This is a genomic window from Tumidithrix helvetica PCC 7403 (assembly GCF_965232925.1).
Classification (GTDB): Bacteria; Cyanobacteriota; Cyanobacteriia; order Pseudanabaenales; family Pseudanabaenaceae; genus Tumidithrix; species Tumidithrix helvetica.
In genome coordinates this window covers 268,603-288,175 of sequence record NZ_CBDDRA010000002.1, presented here as the reverse complement: position 1 = coordinate 288,175, position 19,573 = coordinate 268,603, and the positions used below count along the sequence as shown (strand labels likewise).

Below are 19,573 nucleotides of genomic sequence, written 5' to 3'. Positions count from 1 at the left end.
TGGGTCGCCTTGTGCATAAACTGGAGTAAAACTCCCACCACTATTCTTCAAAATCCAGATGGTACCTGTCCCAGGTCGATACAATGCTAGGTGATCTAGTTTGCCACTACTGTCATANTCAAATGCGAACGACTGATCGGCAGGAGATTTNAGATCGTAGCCACCAATTCCGCTACCTGGGTCGCCTTGTGCGTAAACTGGTGCAAATGGAACCAGTTGTGCAAACTCCGTAGTTCTCGTACAATCTTCACCTCTGCACCCATTATTAGGACAGACAAGGGAGACAAAACAAGTACCATTTTGGACAAAATCTGTTTCTCCACGAACAAGAATTCCTTCAACCTCGTGAGTATTACTATTGAAGACAGGAGAGCCGGAATTACCTCCATAGGTATCGAGGTTGGCTACAAAAAAATCATTAGGGGTGTTGTTTCGAACTGATGCATTGCTAGCCACTTTCGTCGGTAATCCAGCAGGATGACCAATGACATGGACGGCCTGCGTATCACCTATTTTGCCAGCTTGCCGAATTTGAGCAATACGATGGTTTGTAACAGGACGATCGATACGAACAAGTGCCCAGTCTGCACCGTTCCCAAACTCTTGTCGTCCAATAATAGAGACTCCATTGTAGATTTCTCCATTATTGATGACTGTTTGGGCAGTCGTCGCATTCTGCATGCGGAATCCAAAGACAAAGCGAACATTTGCTACATTACCTGCATTCACACAATGCCCAGCCGTAGCTATTACATCCCGCGCAACTAGAAAACCTGAACAGAAAGCCCCAATGGGTTGATTGACGAAAGGTTCTCCAGCACATAAATTTCGGGCGGTGCCAAAATTTTGGGTTTGCAATGTTGAAGTTCCATTACCGTTGTTAACAACGTTTGCAGCTTGAAAGAGTGCAACAACACTATCCACGTCAGCCAAAACTGGATCTCCAGCTAGAAGCTGAAACACATCTAATCTGTCATCCGTTCCGTAAATAACCTTTTGATTTTCTTTAAGAATTTTGGCAATTGTTTCACTATCAAAGTCACGGAGGTTCTCGCTCGGTTCTAGTGGAACAGCGAGAAAAGATTTTCCAACTTTTGCCTCACGGGATCTTAACTCCTGTAACAAATCATCAACAGATAGCTCTTTCAGTTTCTGAATATCAGACATGTGAAGTTTTCTCCTGAAAGTTCGTTAATATGGTTTGTTTTAGAATTCCGCCCAACGGTTGAGGTCAGCGGCGGCAAAGAATGTCATAGAAATGTCATGGAGAACGCCCGTCCGCTGCACTGAATGGTTAGGCAACATCAATCGAATCCAACGCTTCTTAAAAACCATGATAAAACACCACATAATTATCTAAAAACAATTGTAAAGATTTCATCACTAACAGCAGGGTCAAAATTAGCGTTTTGGATCGCTTGGACACTACCAACACTGTCATGACAATTGAAGAAAAAACCTCGACGGGTTCGAAAAAGAATTTTGTCTCCGCTGTTAATACGCCCACCGCCATTCTTAACAATTGTAAAGATTTCATCACTTACAGCAGGGTCTAAATTAGCGTTTGGGATCGCTTGAACATTACCAACACTGTCATGACAATTGAGGAAAAAACCTCGACGGCTTCGGAGAAGTACTTTGTCTTCACTGTTAATACTCTTATCTTGATTATTACTGCCATCATCAAGCTTAACGATTGAAAAGATCTCATCACTTACAGCAGGGTCGGAATTAGCGTTTGGGATCGCTTGAACACTACCAACACTGTCATGACAATTGAAGAAAAAGCCTCGACGAGTTTCGAGAGTTATTAACGAGAGGGTTATTAATCCCGAGTTCGGGTTTGGATTAATGAAATTATCTGGAATAATCCTACGAGGAATTACAATATCTGCAGAAAATTGAGACTTTTGTTCATTAGTATCTCCATCACGTATAGTTACATTTACCAAAACGGTAAAGCTTGTATCTTCATTTGTTATCACAGGAAAAAGAGAATCACCGTTTGACAACCGAAAGTTTTTATGAAAAGTACCACCAATTGAAGTCTCACCAAAAGTATCAATATTTAGAAAGGCTTTGTCGAGAATAAGAATCGGTCCAGGATTCCACTTTATTCTGATAAAGGCATTGCCAGATTCATCTCTGAAGCCATAACCATTAATACTTGCTTGTTGATTACTAGAAACTCGATCCACACAATCTCGCCAGGCTTCAATAGTGTTGGGATCTCTTACAAAAGTTGCAAAATGGCTTGTAAATGAGAAAGATTCCCTATCTTGCTGTGAAAAACTTGTTTCGTCCTTCCATCTACTATATTCTTGCCTAAATTCTGAAGAGATGAAAGCCCTTCTCCCATTTCCACCAATATCAACCCCAACAGGAAATCCCTGAACAGGGAAGCGGGCACCGATATTGAGGTTTTCTCCACCATTTTTCGATGCCCACTTCTGATATGTTGTAAAGGCTTCACCCTCGCCCATATGGAAGAACGAAAGAGAGCTAACATAGTTTTGCTCCTGTGTTACTGAGGAGATTGACTTATTGAATAAATCTCCAGCTAAAACAGAGTTACAAGCTTCGATTCCCATTCTTTCTACCTCTTTTATTCCGTATAGTCAGATTAGACTGACAGATTCCGCCTGCTAAGTAATTAAATACTAGTAGAGTACAAATACTCATTCAAGACGCATTTGAATTACTTTCATCTGGAAAGCGCGTTTAGCGATTGGAACACTAACGGTTGAGCTGAGCGGCGCGCGCGCCGTGGTTTGAGCTTGGCACTTTATCTCCCACGCGGCCGTTCCAGCGATTTGTTAGGCGGCAAGCGGTTCACGGGACGTAAACCATACCGATATCTACAACGAAGTCGGAGCCCGATTCCATAACCTTTGCACCGAGCACTAGGTCACTTCTTCCCTCGGATTGTGTCCACAAATCCACGAGAATATCCCAACGTTTTCCCATCCAAATGCAAACAGACGAGTCCCAGGTCTGCTCGGGAAGTTCCACCAGTGTTTGTCCATACTCAAGTATGTAGTTCGCCATGTGATCGGCGGTATCGGCGGAGACGGGAAGAACTTTCAGCACGCCATCGCTGAGGCGATAGTCATGCCGAACGAGCGCGCTGACAACGTCGCTAAATACCGGGCGCCAGACCGTGGGAATCGGGCGCTCACCCGACTCGTCTTTGACGGCGAGAATCTCGCGCTCTGAAGTGTGATCACGCATATCGAAGCTACAACCCTCTTGCCGCATAGCGCCCTGCGCGTCACTGGACGGCGATAATATTTGCATCATAACCGATAGTGTCTACTTCTGTTCCGAGTGCACGCGCTTGTTAGACCTCGATTTGGAAGTACAAAAGTTTACATAAACCCTTGAGTAAATATAATACTGTTCTACAAAGAAATCAAATTAAATATAGTTATTGCCAGCTCTTTCTTAGTTCACATATTCGTCTACTGATATCCCCCTCACGAAGCACTGCTACGCCAAGGTTAATTTCTTTATAGCCTATTCCATTGCCATCTTTTACTATTCCTGCCAAATAAATTTGTGATGCACAATTTTCCAAATCAACGAAAAATTGTGGGCTTCCTTGTCCGTTAACATCCCATCGATTAAATTGACTAGACGTATTAGTAAGTGGCTTCCATCCATCCCAAACATTTTGATCATCACTTAAATTGTAACCAACACCTTCACCAAAAGAAGATAGCAATACTTTATTATGATTATCGACATTAAATACATCTATATCCAGAGCACCTTCTATACCTACTGGCTGTATCAATCTTTCATCTAATTGATTAACATTTGACACGGGAATTCTAAAGATTTTTCCGACTTTATCAAACCACAATTCATATGTTTTTTTCGCCAATTGCCTGTATGTAGGACGACTGAATCCACTGTCATTTTTATTTGCATTACAGTTATTCAAGCCCGGAGTTAAATAATTATCATTTCGGTAAACTATCTTGAAATTAGAATCAAAAATAGCTGTTCCAATAAGTCCGCATTCTTTTCCAGGAAATGGGGAGTTGTGTTTAACAGCAGTATATGAAATGTAAAAATTATTGTCTTGAAACACGACGGTTGGATCATTTACTTGATATAGCAAGCCTTCAGGCCATTGGTTAAGTGGAACGGTGCAAGCTCTTTGATCAGGTTCAATTAAATATCCCTTAAATTTCCAATTATTGACTCCGTCAGGAGATACTGCATAGCCAATTGAATCTCTTGCCACTGAGCCATTCTGGCAATATACAGATATACCCATAAACATAACAAAAGTGTTGTTATTTGTTTTTACAACGAAAGGTGAGTAAACACCTTTTACATTACTATCATCTTCGGGAGAAATTATATCTGATGGCTTAAAAATCAAATGATACGTAAATATATTTTTGCCTAGATCAATATTTAATTGCTCTGCTTGTGCATTTGCAGAATTGAATAGCAACAGAGCGCATATAAATACTGAACTTAGCAAAAGCATAATTTTTTCGCTCATATGGGTAAGTAGGTGAAGTTAGTTAAAAAGGGCAACTGAGATCCTTATATTAAGCAAATGAATTTTTTGAGTTGAATCCAGTTTCACCTGATTCCCTACATGAGCGAATTTTTTTCATGATCATCACCTATTAACAAGTCTGAGTGATGGAAGTCTAACGGCTCAAATCAGCGGCGGCAGATTAGCTTGAACTCTGCATGAGTGGCTTTCGACCGTCCGCTGCATTTGAATTGTTAGACCGCTTGCACAGGATTATGATTGCATACACATTTTGAGAGTCAGCAACTTCAGGGAGGTGAGCAATACTCCCTCTCTGATAGTATCCACCCTTCGGTCAGATTCAATCTTCAACTACAGAGTTGGTGAAGCTCAACCCTATTTCAGCGTGATCTCCTCCACCTGTTCCAGAATTTCTGAGTTGGACATTGTGATGAGCTGGTGTACCACCTTTTGGAACAGTAAAGCTGACGACCTTTTCGTCTTCAAGATCATCAGTATTCTCAGATGTACCCTCGAATAGCTTTGCGTTCCCCTCAATCTGCACAGCTTTACCATCCACAACTCTGGCTGTAATTCTTAGTTCAACACGACATTCACCACCCCAACGTACATCTGGAATATCCATCGCGGATGCAGGCTGCCCAGCATCAAGAACCATCTCTACATTAAATACACGATTGGTATGCTCATTACTCTGGGGCCAGGTTTCATCATCAGTACCATTAATAATTACCGTTCCAGCTAATCGACGTGCCATTGCTAATATCCTCTATCTAAGTTTTAAAGATCAATCTTGATACCAACACTGACAGAACCATCTCTTTCTCGACGACCCTGAACAGTCACTCGATCATTGACAGGTATATCAACGCGAGATCTACCCTCCATAGAATCTTGAACAGATTGAGCAAGATCCCGCTTAGTGTCTTCACTAACGCGATCAAAATTGCCGTCTAAAGCATGTCCGACATCCTCTTTGACTCGATCAACCCGTTCACGTACTGCATCAATAACGCGCTCTACTGGATCTCGATCCACTGGTGGCATTGGTCTTACTCCTTAACAAAATGATGTTGGAACCTAACAAATATCCTCTGGTTACAGTCTCGTCAGAACCTTGCGGTCTAACTATGTATTATACGGAAAGTTTCCGTATAACTACCTTAAACAGTATGATTATACTGAAACTTTCGGGTTAACACAACTATTTGGTGTACTATACGGAATTTTTCTGGGTAACATCCTTGTATAGGGTGTTATACGGAAAAATGCAGAGTATCAAACTAAAACCAATTCTTAGGAATAGAGAAAATAAAGTAGCTGAGCCTGTTGCTGATGAGGTTCAGCCGCCAAGAAAATTGCTCGATCGCGTTCGTGATGCCATTCGGGTTAAGCACTATTCCTATCAGACTGAGAAAACATATGTGCAGTGGATTCGACGCTACATTTTGTTTAATGGCATCCGTCATCCTAGTGAAATGGGTGGCGCTGAGGTCAATTCATTCTTAACTTATCTTGCGGTTGAAGAGAATGTCGCGGCTTCCACTCAAAATCAGGCTCTTTGTGCGATTTTATTTTTGTACAAACACGTATTGCAGCAAGAATTAGATTTGTGTCTTGATACTGTTCGTGCCAAACGTCCTCGCAACTTGCCTACCGTGCTAACTGTGGATGAAGTATTGGCAATCATTCAAAATCTTTCTGGAGTCTATCAACTGCTTGTCAAGCTACTTTATGGAAGTGGAATGCGGTTGAACGAAGCATTACAATTGCGGGTCAAAGATGTGGATTTTTCACAGCAGCAGATTGTTATCCGAGATAGCAAGGGAATGGAAAGTCGCATTACGATGTTACCAAAAAGTATTGTAGAACAGCTTCAAGTGCATTTGGAGGGCGTGAAACATCTGCATCATCAAGATTTAGATAAGGGTTATGGGGTAGTCAATTTGCCCTTTGCTTTAGAAAGGAAGTATCCCAATGCTTGTCGTGAGTGGATTTGGCAATATGTTTTCCCAAGCAGTCACATCTCTAAAGATCCTCGGAGTGAAGCTATGCTCCGCCATCATTTGCATGAGAGTGGATTGCAAAAAGCAATCAAACAAGCCGTGAGACTTACAAAAATTGAAAAGCGGGTAGGATGTCATACCTTTCGTCATAGTTTTGCAACGCATCTACTTCAAAGTGGTTATGACATTCGCACGGTTCAGGAATTATTGGGACACAAAGATGTGAAAACCACGATGATTTATACGCACGTTCTCAATCGCGGCGGAAAGGGCGTGATTAGTCCACTCGATCGCTAGCGATCGAATTTCATCCATCGACAAATCTAAAGCCCCAGACAATTGGGTGCGATCGCGTTGACAATCAAGATCACCTTTAAACCATTGTGCAATATCACCTTCAAACCATTAATGATGGTCTTCCATATACGCTTGTAGTAAGCTATTAATTTGGGTTTGATAGCCTCGTCCTTGAGACTTAAACCATTCCAAAATATCGCTGTCAATTCGTAAAGTCACTTGAGCTTTGTGCTGGCTACGGGTAAACCATGTCGAACCACAACTTTAGCAAATTTTTCAGGTGTAATTTCAGGGCAGTCAGACAGATCGATCGCTTCGTCAGTCATTGCATCGAGTCGTTGCCAGTCTGTTTCAGATTTGCTCAAAATAGGTTTGTTGCTCATATTAGATTGCCTTTCTTGCAGAAGAGCTTTGAGTTAAACTAGCACTAGACTTGACAGTTATTTTATCCCACCAAATCACTATGCCTGAAATCATTGAGATACCAGTTGAACTGACTCACTTTAGGCTACCTGAAGCAGTGCAATTTCGTCTTCAGCTTTTGCTCGATCGCCAAGATGCTGGGGAAAGACTAAGCCTATTAGAAAGACAAGAGGCAGAGGGCTTAGTGGAATTAGCTGAGTTTCTATCCCTATTGCAGTTGCGATCGCAGACAGTCGCTCAATAAAATACAGTAAATTAAATATAGACGACAGCACTCCCCAAGCTTTACTCCGCTTGGTCAAGGAATCCATGACCTTGAGCCTGATCCAAAATCCTGAAAAACTGCAAGCCCGTCTCAAAGATATCCCCTTAGAAGCAGGGGTATATTTGATGCGCGATCGCCAAGATCAGATTCTCTACATTGGCAAATCCAAAGCCCTACGCAATCGGGTGCGATCGTATTTTCGCAGTAGCCAAGACCTGTCGCCGCGCATCGCCATGATGGTGCAGTTGGTCAGTGAAATTGAGTTTATCGTCACCGACTCCGAAGCCGAAGCGCTTGCCCTCGAAGACAATCTGATCAAGCAGCATCAGCCCTACTACAACGTTCTGCTCAAGGACGACAAGAAATATCCCTACGTTTGTATTACTTGGTCGGATGCTTACCCCCGCATTTTTATCACCCGCAGGCGCAATCTCGGCTCTGCCAAAGATAAATATTACGGGCCCTATGTCGATGTGCACAATCTCAAACGCACCTTAGGGATTATCAAGCGTGTCTTTCCCCTGCGCCAGCGTCCCAAACCGATGTTTAAAGATCGCCCCTGTCTCAACTATGACATGGGTCTATGTCCCGGAGTTTGCCAGCAACTAATTAGCCCAGAGGACTACCACACCACCATGCAACGGGTGGCAATGATTTTTCAGGGGCGCACTCGCGAGTTGATCGATGCGCTCTCGGCAAAAATGGAGACCGCCGCCGAGGATTTAGAGTTTGAGAAAGCCGCCTTTATTCGCGACCAAATCAACACGCTCAAGCATCTGGGGGCAGACCAAAAGGTGTCCCTGCCCGACGATACGGTTTCTCGCGATGCGATCGCCCTTGCCCATGACGAACAACATACCTGCATTCAGCTTTTCCAAATCCGTGCAGGGCGGCTGGTAGGGCGGCTTGCCTTTTTGGCAGACAGCCAAGGCGATTCATCGGCAATGATTTTGCAACGGGCCTTAGAGGCGCATTATCAGAGTTGCGACCCCGTCGAGATTCCCAATGAAGTGCATACCCAATTGGAACTGCCCGAAGCCGAGGTCTTAAGTGCTTGGCTGAGCCAGCGCAAGAGTAAAAAGGTGACGATTTTTATGCCCCAACGCCAGCAAAAAGCCGAGCTAATCGAGATGGTCGAGCGTAACGCGCAGTACGAGTTGGCAAGAATTCAAAGACAGAGCGATCGCAACCAGCAAAGCCTTGAGGGGTTAGCCGAAATTCTGGATTTACCGACATTGCCCCATCGCATTGAGGGCTACGATATTTCCCACATTCAAGGGTCGGATGCCGTTGCCAGTCAGGTTGTGTTTATTGATGGCTTACCTGCCAAGCAACATTACCGCCACTACAAAATCCGCAATCCTGAAATTACCTCAGGGCACTCCGATGATTTTGCCAGTCTGGCGGAGGTCGTGAGTAGGAGGTTTCGCAAGTACGCGATCGCACCACAATCCATAGAAAAAACCACAGAGCCATCCACAGAGCGATCGTCGCCTGAAGAATTTGACGAAGATTTTCCCGATCTCGTCATGATTGATGGCGGCAAAGGGCAACTCTCAGCGGTAATGGCTGTAATTGAAGATCTGGGGCTTGCCGAACAACTTAGGGTAATTAGTCTTGCCAAAAAACGCGAAGAAATCTTTTTGCCTTACCAAACCCAACCAATTGGCATCGATGCCGAGCACGCTGGCGTACAGCTATTGAGACGGCTGCGAGACGAAGCCCACCGCTTTGCCATTACCTTTCATCGCAAAAAACGCAGTCAGCGCATGCAGCGATCGCACCTCGACCAAATCCCCGGCTTGGGGCATCATCGCCAAAAGCAACTCTTAGAGAAGTTCCACTCTGTAGAATACGTGCGCCAAGCCAGTGTTGCGCAAATTGCTGAAACCCCTGGTATCGGTGACAAACTCGCCCAGCAAATCTACGCGCATTTTCACCCAGTTACCTAATATCAATTTCTCTTAGAATTTGCAACAGATCGGGTTTTGGATTCCGCACAGGGCGCAATCTTTTCAAAAAATGATATGGGCTGGGCTTAGGTGTTTTCTGCGAAGCCATAAGCATGCAAATGGTTGCCCATGATACTATGTAAGAGAATCACGTTTCACACTAAGCTGTCTAGCTGCTAGTTGTGCGCTCGATCGCTTTATTAGCCTCAAGTTAATGGTAGCGTGAGCAGAAACGTATCTGGGTTGGAAGACTTTAGGTTAAAAACTTAGACCCAAAGGAGCAATATATTTTTGTATCCACAGAAGTATATTTAGGTAATTGTTAAAGGACTTTGCTTTATTAAGGAAAAGGTAAGGATATGGGACTATTAGATCGCATCGGCATGGTGGTCAAGTCTAACGTAAATGCGATGGTCACCTCCGCTGAAGACCCAGAAAAGATTCTGGAGCAAACAATCATCGATATGCAGGAAGATCTGGTGCAACTGCGTCAAGCAGTAGCCCAATCAATGGCAGCCCTAAAGCGTCAAGAGCAACAGTATAACCAAGCTAATACCCAAGCTCAAGAATGGGAGCGTCGGGCAATGTTGGCACTGCAAAAGGGGGATGAAAATCTAGCACGGGAAGCATTAAGCCGCAAAAAAACTCATTCTGACACCGTTGCTTCCCTTAAGGGCAGTCTCGATCAGCAAACAGTTCAGGTTGATGCCCTCAAGCGTAATCTTGTTGGTCTTGAAGGCAAAATTTCTGAGGCTAAAACCAAGAAAGAAATGCTCAAGGCGCGTCTGCAATCTGCCAAAGCCCAAGAAAATCTCAACAATATGTTGGGCAAGGTCAATACCAACTCTGCCTCGGCAACTTTTGAACGCATGGAAGAGCGGGTATTGATGGCTGAAGCCAAAGCGGGTGCTTCTGCTGAGCTAGGCATGGACAACCTTGAAAGCCAATTTGCTCAGTTAGAATCAGGTAGCGGTGTCGATGACGAACTCGCAGCACTAAAAGCAAAAATGATTGCTGGTAGCAGCCCTTCTACCCCTGCTTTACCTTCTGACTCAACCAAGTCTTCGGTTGGTAATGTTGATGCCGAGCTGGATGCCCTGCGCAGACAAATGGGTAAATAGCAAAATTTGATGTTTATGTTGATAGGGGCGAACGGTTCGCCCCTATTTTCGTTTTACAAACAATAATTGGTCGATCGAAAGCTTGACTTTATCCCATTTTCAAAAAACACCTTCGCATTGCTTTGTAAAAAAAGTGCGGAGTGCGGCACTCAACTCTCAATCTGTTGCAAATTCAAGTGAAATAGGTATTAGTAAGGGAAAGATAAGGATATGGGACTCATACAACGCATTAGCATGGCGATCGAATCTAATCTCAATGCACTCGTCACCGATGCGGAAGATCCAAAAAAAATTTTAGAGCAGACAATCCTTGATATGCAGGAAGATTTGGTACAGTTGCGGCAAGCAGTAGCCCAAGCGATCGCCGCCCAAAAGCTTCAACAAGATGAGTACAACAAAACGAATATCGAAGCTGAAAACTGGGAACGTCGAGCGCTGCTTGCCATCCAAAAAGAGGATGAAAGTTTGGCGCGTGAAGCCCTGAGACGCAAAAAAGCTGCTACTGCTACTGCTGCATCGCTGAGTGAGAATCTCGAACGACATACAGGTGAGGTTGCGAAACTAAAGCTTAGTTTGGCGGCATTGGAAAGCAAGCTTTCTGAAGCTAAAACGATGAAATCTGTGCTTACGGCACGCTTGCAGGCGGCTAATGCACAAACTAATATCAACAATGTTTTGGGCGAGGTCAATACCGACTCGGCTTTTGCCACCTTCGATCGCATGAAAGAAAAAGTAGCGATCGCGGAAGCAGAAGCTGCGGCTACGGCTGAGTTGGGCATGGATGCACTCGAACTCAAATTTGCTCAACTGGAAGCAGGCAGTGATGAAGATGATGAGCTTGCCGCATTAAAGTTAAAAGCGATCGCTGGTAGTAGCCCTTCTACCCCTGTATTACCACCTTCTGAGTAGTCTCAAAATCCGTGCAAATCCTTGATTCAGATCTTTTGCTTTTCTGCTACTTTTAAATCATCTGATTTTTGTGTGAAGGAATGTCTAGTGCTATGCGTAAAAGCTTAGGTATTGCGCTCTCGTTGATGTTGGCTTGCTTGCCCGCGCAAATATTATGCAGTGAAAGCACTTGGGCGCAGAGGACGGCAGACCGAAAAGCCGAGGCAGATATATTGATGAAGCAAGGGAATCAGCAATATCAAATCAGCCAGTTTGAGTCAGCATTGCAGTCATGGCAACAAGCACTGACGATCTATCAGCAAATCAAAGATCGACAGGGTGAGGGTAGAACGCTGGGAAATTTGGGAAAAGCTTACGAAGCGCTTGGGAAGTATGATGAGGCAATCGAGTCCAATCAAAAGAGTTTAGCGATCGCCCAAGAGATTGGCGATCGCCGTGGCGAAGGAGAAGCTCTGATCGATTTGGGTGTTGTCTACCGCACTCGTGGAAACTACGCTAAAGCGATCGAATATCACGCACAAAGTTTAGTGATTACCCGCGAGATTAAAGATCGTCGTGGCGAAGGATCGGCTTTGGGTAATTTGGGCATGAATTACTATGCTCAGGGTAACTATGCCAAAGCGATCGAATATCACGAGCAACGTTTAGCCATTGCCCGCGAAATCAAAGACCGCCAAGGCGAAGGGAATGCAATGGGCAATCTTGGCAATGCCTATCGTTCTCAGGGGCACTATGCCAAAGCGATCGAATATCAAGAAAGACGTTTGGCGATTACCCGCGAGCTTAAAGATTTGAGAGGGGAAGGACAATCTCTCGGGTTTTTAGGACTTGTTTATCGGTCTCTGGGCAACTATACCAAATCGATTGACTATTACAAGCAGAGCTTAGCGATCGCAATCCGCATCAAGGATCGACTGGGTAAAGCAAAATCGCTTGGTTACTTGGGGAATGTGTTTTATGACCTCGGTGACTATAACGAGGCGATTAAGTACCACCAGTCGAGTTTAGAGGCGGCTCGGGAAATTCGCGATCGGCGTGGGGAAGGAAAATCACTAGGATTCCTCGGTCGTGCTTACGCGGCTCAGGGCAATTATGACAAAGCCATCCAATACTACGAGTCTAGTTTAAAGATTGCCCAAGAGATTGGCGATCGCCTTGGGGAAGGCGAAACACTGGATTTCTTGGGAGGTATTTACCAGGTGCGTGGCGATTATGCCAAAGCAATTGACTATCACAAGTCAGGGTTAGACATCGCCCGTAAAATCAAAAACCGCGATGGTGAAAGAATTGCCCTGAGTAACCTTGGGCTTACGCTACAAAAGCAGAACCAACTCGATTTGTCTATCGTTTTCTATAAGCAATCGGTTAATGTCAGCGAATCCATTCGCAAAGACATCCGAGGATTAAAAAAAGAAGAGCAGCAATCTTACCTCAACACGGTTGCTGGTAATTATCGCAGACTTGCCGATCTCCTAGTCAAACAAGGTCGCGTTATGGAAGCACTGCAAATCTTAGACCTACTTAAAGTTCAAGAACTTGAAGACTTCCTTAAAAACATTAAAGGGAACGATCGCACGGCACAGGGCGTTAGGCTTTTAGAACCAGAAAGAGTTGTCAGTGGACAGTTGACAGGTGTGAGTTTTGAGAAGATCCCCGAACTCAATCGCAATCTAGCAGATCGGATTCAGCAGATTCCTCAGGCAGAAATCAACAAGGTTCCAGAGTACTTGCAAAAAATCCCACAGGGGACAGTGCTACTTTATCCTTTGATTTTAGGCGATCGCTTAGAAATCATCCTCTTCTCACCCAATACCATTCCCATCCATCGCACTGTCCCCATTAAAAAAGCCGATCTAGAAAAGCTCGTAGAAGACTTCAGATCCGATATCCGCGATCCAACTTCCTTAGATATCAAAAACTCAAGTCAAAAGCTCTACGACCTACTGATTAAACCGATCGAAGCCGAACTCACGCAAGCCAAAACGGACACAGTTCTCTACGCACCTGATGGCTTATTACGCTACATTCCGCTGGCGGCGCTCTATGATGGCAAACAGTGGCTAGTTGAGAAATATCGCACCAGTAACCTGATCGCCTATAGCCTCACAGACTTCGATCGAAAAACCAAAACTATCCCTCATATTCTTGCAGGAGCTTTTGGGAAAGGCGATCCAAGCTCGAAGCAAGCTTCTCTGCCTGCCACGATCGCAGAAGTCAGCGAAATCACCAAAACCTTTCCCAATACGGTTAATTTGGTTGAGGCACAATTTAGTCGGGCAGCTACTGAAGCTCAGATGTCAAACCATAACATTCTGCACCTCGCCACCCATGCTGAGTTCAATTTGGGGAATCCCGATAACTCGTTTATCATCTTTGGCAATGGCGATACCGTGCGGTTAAGCGAGATCGTCGATTGGAAGATGAGCAATATTGACCTGATCGTGTTGAGTGCTTGTCAAACGGGCGTGGGAAAACTCGGGGATGGGGTTGAGATTCTTGGTTTTGGCTATCAAGTACAGAGGGCAGGGGCAAAAGCCGCGATCGCTTCGCTATGGTCGGTTTCTGATGGTGGTACGCAAGTCTTGATGCAGTCCTTTTATGAGTATGTGAAGCGATTGAATTTCACCAAAGCCGAAGCATTGAGGCAAGCACAAATTTCTACAATTCGCAGCCAAAAATTTAGCCATCCCTTTTACTGGTCGGCTTTTATCTTGATTGGCAATGGGCAATAGTGACGAGTTAAAACGGCGGATCTCAACCTAGATAGGGGTTAGTAAAACCAAGCATCTTTGGACGAGAATTAACGTCAAAGCGAAATAATGTTGGGAAGAACACAAAACCACCTGTAAAATCAAGGGTGACCCATATTTTGCATGATTTATGACCATTCAAGTCTACGGAATTCCCAACTGCGGAACTTGTAAAAAAGCTCTAGCATGGCTACAAGACAAAAACATTGACTACGAATTTATCAATACCAAAGAGCAGCCACCCAGTGAAAGCGCGATCGCGCTATGGGTAAAAGCTCTTGGCAATCAACCCATGCGAAATACCTCTGGGCAATCCTATCGATCGCTTGGGGCTGAGAAAGAAGCATGGACAGATGTGGAATGGATAGAAGCCTTTAGTAAAGATTCGATGCTTCTAAAACGTCCTCTGTTTGTCAAGGATGGCATTGCCGTATCCGTAGGATTTCGCAACCCTGAAGATTTACGCCAAAAACTAGCCTAGCTTTTTTGAACTTTGACGCAGTAAAAAATTATCTACCTGTAAATAATATTCCTCTGGGAATCCGTTCAAAATTTATCCTTTGAAAATGTATTGAATCCTTCTTTGGCTCATCCTCACTTTCAAGATTGTTAACTATTCTATGAAGAAATCGTTTTTAGTTGTTCTCAGCCTCATGGTTGGGCTGACATCCTTTAGTTCTACTGTGCGGGCGGATAGCTACAGGATTCAACCAGAAAGGGTACTCAGCGTCGTGACGGCTGACTGGAATAAGGATGGCAACTTCGATCGCGCAATTTTGATTGAAGCTGAACCGACAGAAGTAGACCTTTTGATTTATCTTTCCGACGGGCATGGCAAGATGCAATTGGCGATCGCTAAGAAAAATATCGCTTGGCGCGGCGCGATGTGGGGAACACAGCCGACGATGAATATCAATCCAGTCAGATCTTTGGAAATTATTTCTGGGAATGATGCGATCGGTCGAAATCGCTGGATGCAAAAACTTACCGTTGCCTATCGCAATCGTGAGTTTACAGTCGTGGGTTACACATACAACGCAAGAGATACCCTCGATCTTGATGATCAGATGGAATGCGATGTCAATTTACTCACGGGCATGGGCATCAAAAATGGACAATCGTTTATGACTTCTGCTTCTGCTGTGACCCTAGCCAATTGGTCTGAGACTTCATCTCCCAAGGAATGCCATTAACTTGACACGATCGCCAACGACTCCAAAAAACGCCGATTTCTTCGAACTGTTTACACAAACAGCGTCTGGTCAGAAGTTTTAAGTTCCTTAGCGAGATCGAGTGCTTGCTGATAGTTGGCGATCGCACCCTGTTCTAAAAATTCATTTGCCGCATTTTGGATGTCCGCGATCGAATCGGTCTGTTGCCCCAAGCTATATCTGGCAATGCCGCGATTGAGCCAAGCCTCAGGGTTGTGAGGATTAATTTGCAAAGATTGGCTCAGATCGGCGATCGCTTGGGCGTAGTTGCGTTGTCGATGATGGGCACAGCCACGATTGTAGTATGCTCGATCGTCGCGATCGTTCCACGCAATGGCATGGCTATAGTCAGCTAGAGCTGCCGAGACATCTTTTAACGCGAAATAGGTCAACCCTCGGTCATTGTGGATATTTGCATAGGTACTACCAAATTCAGAGGATGAATTCGGAATTTGTGTCGTTTCCCCATTCCCAAACTGGAGCGATAGCGATGCGAGGGATCGGTCGTAATCTGAGATCGCTTCTCGATAATGCCCTAGCTCAAACTTTGCTAAGCCCCGATTGTAAGCAGCCCTAAAATCACTGGGAATAAGCTGTAGTAATCGGTCGTAGTCAGCGATCGCCTTTTCGTAGCGCTTCAATCGGTAATAAGATAGCCCTCGATTAAGATAGGCTTCGGGATTTTGAGGATTTATCTTTTGGGCTTGGGTGCAGTCAACTACAGCATTTTGATACTGAGCAGTCTGCAAATAGGCTAAACAGCGATTGCTATAGGCAGCACTGAGGTTTGTCTCGAGCGCGATCGCATGGTTAAAACCCGCGATCGCGGCTTGATAATTGCCCAACTGCATCTGCTCGACAGCCTGTTGAAATGGCGACATTGCGGCGGCTGCGCTTTGATTGAAGAAGCGATCGCTTGGCGCAAAAAGAAGGAGGCAAATCACAACCCATAGAATGCCCGTAATCCTTAACAATCTATCAATGCGTTGCATGAGTTTGCCTCAATTCTTGATGAATTATTGCTTGTGGAATCGCTAAAGTAGGCTGCCTACTTTTTCTTTGCCCAGCCGTTATCAGCTTGGGCTAATACATAGCTAGCGACATTCTCAATCTGCTCGGCATTCAGCTTTTTCCCAAAGGCGGGCATGCCACCTTTGCCATTGGTAACTTGCTTGGTAACTGCCTCAATGGAATACATGCCGTACTCTTGAAGTGCCGCCAGCTTTAAGGTTTTATTCTTCACGACGTTGTTATTGCCCTGTAGATGGCAGCCAATGCAGTTTGCTTTAAAGATTTTGGCTCCATCGGCAATATCCGCCGCAGAGGATGGTTGCACGAAAGCCAATAGGCACAAGCTCATGGTTAGAAATATGGCTACAATCGTTCTCTTCACGTTGATTCTCCTTGGATAATGTGGGTTGCCTAGATGATTTGCCCTATCATTGTTTCGATAGAGATACGCTTACGTCAAATGACAGCCTGTCAAACAAGCCATAAACATCAAGAATGATGTGCCAGAAGCTTTGGTTAAGGTAGTGAGAACACAACCTCAATGGTGCGGTTCTCCTGACTGTAAGTCGAATGGAACCTCACCGATAATAACTGTGTGGGCAATGAAGCTCACAAAAACAAATACACAAACCCTTACACAGGAGGACTGATAGATATGTTGATGCGTTGGCAACCCTTTCAAGAAGCCGATCTGTTACGCCGTCAGTTCGATCGCCTTTTTAGCGATGTAGCTGCCCTTACGAGCGAAGCAACGGGTACAGAATGGCTACCTGCTACTGAATTACATGATGACGGCGAAAACCTCACACTTCGTGCCATTATTCCTGGAATGGAGGCTAAAGATCTAGATATCCAAGTTACCAAGGATACAGTCACTCTTTCTGGCGAACGTCGTTATGAAAAGGAAGATAAGACCAAAGACTACTTCTGGAGCGAAGTTAAGTACGGTAAGTTCTATCGCGTCATTCAATTGCCGATCGCCGTTCAAAACGACCAAGTGAAGGCTGAATACAATAATGGTATTCTGACGCTGACTTTGCCTAAGGCTCCCGAACTTAAAGCCTTTAAGGTCAATCTCCCCAACTTGGAATCAACAGAAACTGCCAAAAACTTGGAAGGTAAACAATAGTTTCGTGTGAGTTGCACATTTATGCAAACGTGATACGTGAAAGTGAAGTAAGTTAATGAAGTTGCGATCGCTGTTGAGGATTTCCCCAACAGCGATTTTTTATTTGCAAAGCTCTATGGCTTTCACAGCTTGATATTGTCAAACACTAGTCTTTGAAAGCGCTTCAATGCGTTCTACCCAATCATTAAAATACATACATTCGCGGCGGATAGTGTCTAATCCAATATCCAGAGCTATTAGAGAGCCGTGTAGAACTTTTTCATAGTTGCTGCATATATTGAGGATTCGTTTAGAAGGAGCTGTTGCCTGTCCATCATTGATATGCTCAGGTGAGTCAAAACTGTTCCGAATATCGAGCAACTTGCTGGTTAAGTCAGGGCTGCTAAACCAGTTTGTAAATGCATTAGGGTCACTAAATAAAAGTCCTTCAAACTCATGAATGACAAGATTGGCAATGAAGTTGGGTTGCGCGATATCTTTTTGAAATGCCTTTTCAATAGCCTTTGCTTGCTCAATTGACGAAGCCCCAATAGAAGATGACATTCCTGGGAAGTCTGATGGCAATGCATAAAAATCTAGAAGTGTTGTGACCCATGCGGTACGGTCTTCTTTACACTTGGTTTCAATTTGCCATTTGATTTTATGGTAAGAGACAACGCCCCCTTTGCCCTGCATACTTGTGCGTAAAACAATTGGGGTCAGCCAGATATCCAGACGATGAAAATGCTCAGACAAAACATCGCCGACAAAGGTCTCTTCCGTTTGACCTTCGCAGAAAACAATAACTCTAATCATCTGGACGGTCTCCCACCCAAGATGTTTTTCTGCCATAGCTCGCCAAGGGAATATTCTTCGAGCCAGCTTTCTAGCTCATTTTCATTAAGTCGATGTAGATATGTACATCCCTCATTGCGATCGGCAACAATTACATCGCTTGCCTCAAATTCGTTTAGTAAAGCAACTGACTGAGTAGAAACGATAATCTGCTTCGATTTGGAAGTAGCACGTAGTAAAGAAGCTAAGACATTGATCGCATACGGGTGAAGTCCTAATTCTGGCTCATCAATTAAGATCGTTTCGGGTTGGTTTGCTTCTGGCTGCATCAAAACTGTTGCTAGACAAATAAAACGTAAAGTTCCATCTGATAATTGATACGCTTTAAATGGCTTGTCTTCACCTTTTTCAAACCACTCTAGTTCGATTTGGTCTGGGTTATTCAGCTGCGGACGTAGGCAAAAATCACCAAAGAATGGAGCGACCAGTTGGATGGTTTTCACAATTCTTTGATAATGCGTCTGATGTTGTTCTTTTAGTAAGAATAAGTATGCGGCTAGATTCTGGGCATCCGATCGCAAATAAATGTTGTCGTTAATTGCCTGTCGTTGCTTTACCAGAGAGCTGTCGCCAGTGTCGTGAAAGTGGTAAAGTCGCCAGCTTTTCATCACTGGGACGGTGTAATCATAAAATATAGCATCTGCATCTTCAACCTCAGTTTCAAAATGTCCTGCGCCAAGATACCAACCGCCCTCAACGTTCCAGCAAAGTGTCTCATCAGTAAATACCATGCGGTTATCTTGAGTTGGTCCTAATGCGAATATATAGCCGTAATTCCCAAAGTAGAGTTCTGCAATGATCTCGTCAGTCTTTTTTCGACCAAAATGCAGGAGCGCATCTGGCCCACCTTGCTTGCTAACGTAGAGCTGTAGCTTTCTTGCCAGCATCTGCTGGATCATCTGAAAAAAACTGATAAAGTTTGATTTACCAGCTCCATTCGCACCGATCAATACATTCAGTTCTTTTAACTCAAGATCGCATTCACGGATTGATTTAAAACCTTTTATAACAATGCGAGACAACTGATTTTGGTTCATCTTTTAGTCTCCTAAACCGATGAGCATGACGCAGATTAAGTATAGAAATGCCAAAAAACGCGACTTAAGTTTTAACATGGCAACACCAAAAGACAAGCATTCACGATCC

Annotated in this window: 20 protein-coding genes and 1 pseudogene; 9 read left to right on the top strand and 12 right to left on the bottom strand. The window is 44.3% G+C overall.

Translation table 11 applies throughout. The features are described 5' to 3' along the window. Positions 1 to 151: 151 nt before the first annotated feature. From ACP2WE_RS03110 to ACP2WE_RS03080, 7 genes are all read right to left on the bottom strand, one after another. Positions 152 to 1,167, bottom strand: a 1,016-nt coding sequence (locus tag ACP2WE_RS03110; protein ID WP_425214124.1) for a trypsin-like serine peptidase, incomplete at its 3' end; no start/stop codon positions are given. A 39-nt stretch (positions 1,168 to 1,206) separates the two neighbouring features. Continuing rightward, positions 1,207 to 1,335, bottom strand: a complete 129-nt coding sequence (locus tag ACP2WE_RS03105; RefSeq protein WP_425214123.1) for a hypothetical protein — start codon at positions 1,333 to 1,335, stop codon at positions 1,207 to 1,209. A 17-nt stretch (positions 1,336 to 1,352) separates the two neighbouring features. Beyond that, positions 1,353 to 2,591 (bottom strand): fascin domain-containing protein, encoded by a 1,239-nt coding sequence (locus ACP2WE_RS03100; protein ID WP_425214122.1) that lies wholly within the window; start codon positions 2,589 to 2,591, stop codon positions 1,353 to 1,355. Positions 2,592 to 2,832: 241 nt separating this feature from the next. Then, a complete protein-coding gene (locus ACP2WE_RS03095) occupies positions 2,833 to 3,258 on the bottom strand; it encodes a DUF7668 domain-containing protein (RefSeq protein WP_425214121.1) in 426 nt (141 codons plus the stop codon). 169 nt (positions 3,259 to 3,427) lie between these two features. Beyond that, positions 3,428 to 4,519 (bottom strand): glycoside hydrolase family protein, encoded by a 1,092-nt coding sequence (locus ACP2WE_RS03090; RefSeq protein WP_425214120.1) that lies wholly within the window; start codon positions 4,517 to 4,519, stop codon positions 3,428 to 3,430. A gap of 340 nt (positions 4,520 to 4,859) precedes the next feature. Then, a complete protein-coding gene (locus tag ACP2WE_RS03085) occupies positions 4,860 to 5,276 on the bottom strand; it encodes a hypothetical protein (protein WP_425214119.1) in 417 nt (138 codons plus the stop codon). Between the two features lie 23 nt (positions 5,277 to 5,299). Beyond that, the gene (locus tag ACP2WE_RS03080; protein WP_425214118.1) at positions 5,300 to 5,566 is read right to left on the bottom strand and encodes a hypothetical protein; all 267 of its coding nucleotides are present in this window, start codon (positions 5,564 to 5,566) and stop codon (positions 5,300 to 5,302) included. 221 nt (positions 5,567 to 5,787) lie between these two features. Here ACP2WE_RS03080 and ACP2WE_RS03075 point away from each other — a divergent pair, with 221 nt between their 5' ends. Continuing rightward, complete coding sequence (locus tag ACP2WE_RS03075) at positions 5,788 to 6,822, top strand: integron integrase (RefSeq protein ID WP_425214117.1); 1,035 nt, start codon at positions 5,788 to 5,790, stop codon at positions 6,820 to 6,822. Positions 6,823 to 6,930: 108 nt separating this feature from the next. Here ACP2WE_RS03075 and ACP2WE_RS03070 read toward each other — a convergent pair. Further along, positions 6,931 to 7,205 (bottom strand): annotated as a pseudogene (locus ACP2WE_RS03070) (BrnA antitoxin family protein). Positions 7,206 to 7,285: 80 nt separating this feature from the next. Here ACP2WE_RS03070 and ACP2WE_RS03065 point away from each other — a divergent pair. The 7 genes from ACP2WE_RS03065 (at position 7,286) to ACP2WE_RS03035 (ending at position 15,435) form a co-directional block, all read left to right on the top strand. After that, a complete protein-coding gene (locus ACP2WE_RS03065; RefSeq protein WP_425214116.1) occupies positions 7,286 to 7,489 on the top strand; it encodes a hypothetical protein in 204 nt (67 codons plus the stop codon). A gap of 65 nt (positions 7,490 to 7,554) precedes the next feature. Next, positions 7,555 to 9,462, top strand: a complete 1,908-nt coding sequence (gene uvrC, locus ACP2WE_RS03060) for an excinuclease ABC subunit UvrC (protein WP_425214115.1) — start codon at positions 7,555 to 7,557, stop codon at positions 9,460 to 9,462. Between the two features lie 359 nt (positions 9,463 to 9,821). Next, positions 9,822 to 10,583 (top strand): PspA/IM30 family protein, encoded by a 762-nt coding sequence (locus tag ACP2WE_RS03055; protein ID WP_425214114.1) that lies wholly within the window; start codon positions 9,822 to 9,824, stop codon positions 10,581 to 10,583. A 210-nt stretch (positions 10,584 to 10,793) separates the two neighbouring features. Next, on the top strand, positions 10,794 to 11,492 hold the full coding sequence (locus ACP2WE_RS03050) for a PspA/IM30 family protein (RefSeq protein ID WP_425214113.1): 699 nt from the start codon (positions 10,794 to 10,796) through the stop codon (positions 11,490 to 11,492). A 92-nt stretch (positions 11,493 to 11,584) separates the two neighbouring features. After that, positions 11,585 to 14,224, top strand: a complete 2,640-nt coding sequence (locus ACP2WE_RS03045) for a CHAT domain-containing protein (RefSeq protein WP_425214112.1) — start codon at positions 11,585 to 11,587, stop codon at positions 14,222 to 14,224. A gap of 148 nt (positions 14,225 to 14,372) precedes the next feature. Continuing rightward, positions 14,373 to 14,723: a Spx/MgsR family RNA polymerase-binding regulatory protein gene (locus ACP2WE_RS03040; RefSeq protein WP_425214111.1), complete on the top strand. Its 351-nt coding sequence runs from the start codon at positions 14,373 to 14,375 to the stop codon at positions 14,721 to 14,723. Positions 14,724 to 14,862: 139 nt separating this feature from the next. Beyond that, complete coding sequence (locus tag ACP2WE_RS03035; RefSeq protein WP_425214110.1) at positions 14,863 to 15,435, top strand: hypothetical protein; 573 nt, start codon at positions 14,863 to 14,865, stop codon at positions 15,433 to 15,435. 50 nt (positions 15,436 to 15,485) lie between these two features. Here ACP2WE_RS03035 and ACP2WE_RS03030 read toward each other — a convergent pair whose 3' ends face one another. Together ACP2WE_RS03030 and petJ are read right to left on the bottom strand one after the other, a co-directional pair. Further along, a complete protein-coding gene (locus ACP2WE_RS03030) occupies positions 15,486 to 16,445 on the bottom strand; it encodes a tetratricopeptide repeat protein (protein ID WP_425214109.1) in 960 nt (319 codons plus the stop codon). A gap of 56 nt (positions 16,446 to 16,501) precedes the next feature. Further along, positions 16,502 to 16,846 carry a cytochrome c6 PetJ gene (gene petJ, locus ACP2WE_RS03025; RefSeq protein WP_425214108.1) on the bottom strand — a complete coding sequence of 115 codons (345 nt, stop codon included), beginning with the start codon at positions 16,844 to 16,846 and terminating at the stop codon, positions 16,502 to 16,504. Between the two features lie 273 nt (positions 16,847 to 17,119). Between petJ and ACP2WE_RS03020 the strand changes: the two genes are divergently transcribed. After that, on the top strand, positions 17,120 to 17,593 hold the full coding sequence (locus ACP2WE_RS03020; protein WP_425214107.1) for an Hsp20/alpha crystallin family protein: 474 nt from the start codon (positions 17,120 to 17,122) through the stop codon (positions 17,591 to 17,593). 138 nt (positions 17,594 to 17,731) lie between these two features. On the opposite strand, the gene ACP2WE_RS03015 is transcribed toward ACP2WE_RS03020, so the two are convergent. Both ACP2WE_RS03015 and ACP2WE_RS03010 read right to left on the bottom strand, forming a co-directional pair. After that, positions 17,732 to 18,424 (bottom strand): DUF4276 family protein, encoded by a 693-nt coding sequence (locus ACP2WE_RS03015; protein ID WP_425214106.1) that lies wholly within the window; start codon positions 18,422 to 18,424, stop codon positions 17,732 to 17,734. After that, a complete protein-coding gene (locus tag ACP2WE_RS03010) occupies positions 18,385 to 19,464 on the bottom strand; it encodes an AAA family ATPase (RefSeq protein ID WP_425214105.1) in 1,080 nt (359 codons plus the stop codon). Before ACP2WE_RS03010 ends, ACP2WE_RS03015 begins: the two co-directional genes overlap by 40 nt. Positions 19,465 to 19,573: the final 109 nt, after the last annotated feature.

What these genes read in the sequence shown, in the direction of transcription:
- ACP2WE_RS03105 (WP_425214123.1), bottom strand. Translation starts at nt 1,335, where the DNA reads ATGGTTTTTAAGAAGCGTTGGATTCGATTGATGTTGCCTAACCATTCA.
- ACP2WE_RS03100 (WP_425214122.1), bottom strand. Translation starts at nt 2,591, where the DNA reads ATGGGAATCGAAGCTTGTAACTCTGTTTTAGCTGGAGATTTATTCAAT.
- ACP2WE_RS03095 (WP_425214121.1), bottom strand. Translation starts at nt 3,258, where the DNA reads ATGCGGCAAGAGGGTTGTAGCTTCGATATGCGTGATCACACTTCAGAG.
- ACP2WE_RS03090 (WP_425214120.1), bottom strand. Translation starts at nt 4,519, where the DNA reads ATGAGCGAAAAAATTATGCTTTTGCTAAGTTCAGTATTTATATGCGCT.
- ACP2WE_RS03085 (WP_425214119.1), bottom strand. Translation starts at nt 5,276, where the DNA reads ATGGCACGTCGATTAGCTGGAACGGTAATTATTAATGGTACTGATGAT.
- ACP2WE_RS03080 (WP_425214118.1), bottom strand. Translation starts at nt 5,566, where the DNA reads ATGCCACCAGTGGATCGAGATCCAGTAGAGCGCGTTATTGATGCAGTA.
- ACP2WE_RS03075 (WP_425214117.1), top strand. Translation starts at nt 5,788, where the DNA reads ATGCAGAGTATCAAACTAAAACCAATTCTTAGGAATAGAGAAAATAAA.
- ACP2WE_RS03065 (WP_425214116.1), top strand. Translation starts at nt 7,286, where the DNA reads ATGCCTGAAATCATTGAGATACCAGTTGAACTGACTCACTTTAGGCTA.
- uvrC (WP_425214115.1), top strand. Translation starts at nt 7,555, where the DNA reads ATGACCTTGAGCCTGATCCAAAATCCTGAAAAACTGCAAGCCCGTCTC.
- ACP2WE_RS03055 (WP_425214114.1), top strand. Translation starts at nt 9,822, where the DNA reads ATGGGACTATTAGATCGCATCGGCATGGTGGTCAAGTCTAACGTAAAT.
- ACP2WE_RS03050 (WP_425214113.1), top strand. Translation starts at nt 10,794, where the DNA reads ATGGGACTCATACAACGCATTAGCATGGCGATCGAATCTAATCTCAAT.
- ACP2WE_RS03045 (WP_425214112.1), top strand. Translation starts at nt 11,585, where the DNA reads ATGCGTAAAAGCTTAGGTATTGCGCTCTCGTTGATGTTGGCTTGCTTG.
- ACP2WE_RS03040 (WP_425214111.1), top strand. Translation starts at nt 14,373, where the DNA reads ATGACCATTCAAGTCTACGGAATTCCCAACTGCGGAACTTGTAAAAAA.
- ACP2WE_RS03035 (WP_425214110.1), top strand. Translation starts at nt 14,863, where the DNA reads ATGAAGAAATCGTTTTTAGTTGTTCTCAGCCTCATGGTTGGGCTGACA.
- ACP2WE_RS03030 (WP_425214109.1), bottom strand. Translation starts at nt 16,445, where the DNA reads ATGCAACGCATTGATAGATTGTTAAGGATTACGGGCATTCTATGGGTT.
- ACP2WE_RS03020 (WP_425214107.1), top strand. Translation starts at nt 17,120, where the DNA reads ATGTTGATGCGTTGGCAACCCTTTCAAGAAGCCGATCTGTTACGCCGT.
- ACP2WE_RS03015 (WP_425214106.1), bottom strand. Translation starts at nt 18,424, where the DNA reads ATGGCAGAAAAACATCTTGGGTGGGAGACCGTCCAGATGATTAGAGTT.
- ACP2WE_RS03010 (WP_425214105.1), bottom strand. Translation starts at nt 19,464, where the DNA reads ATGAACCAAAATCAGTTGTCTCGCATTGTTATAAAAGGTTTTAAATCA.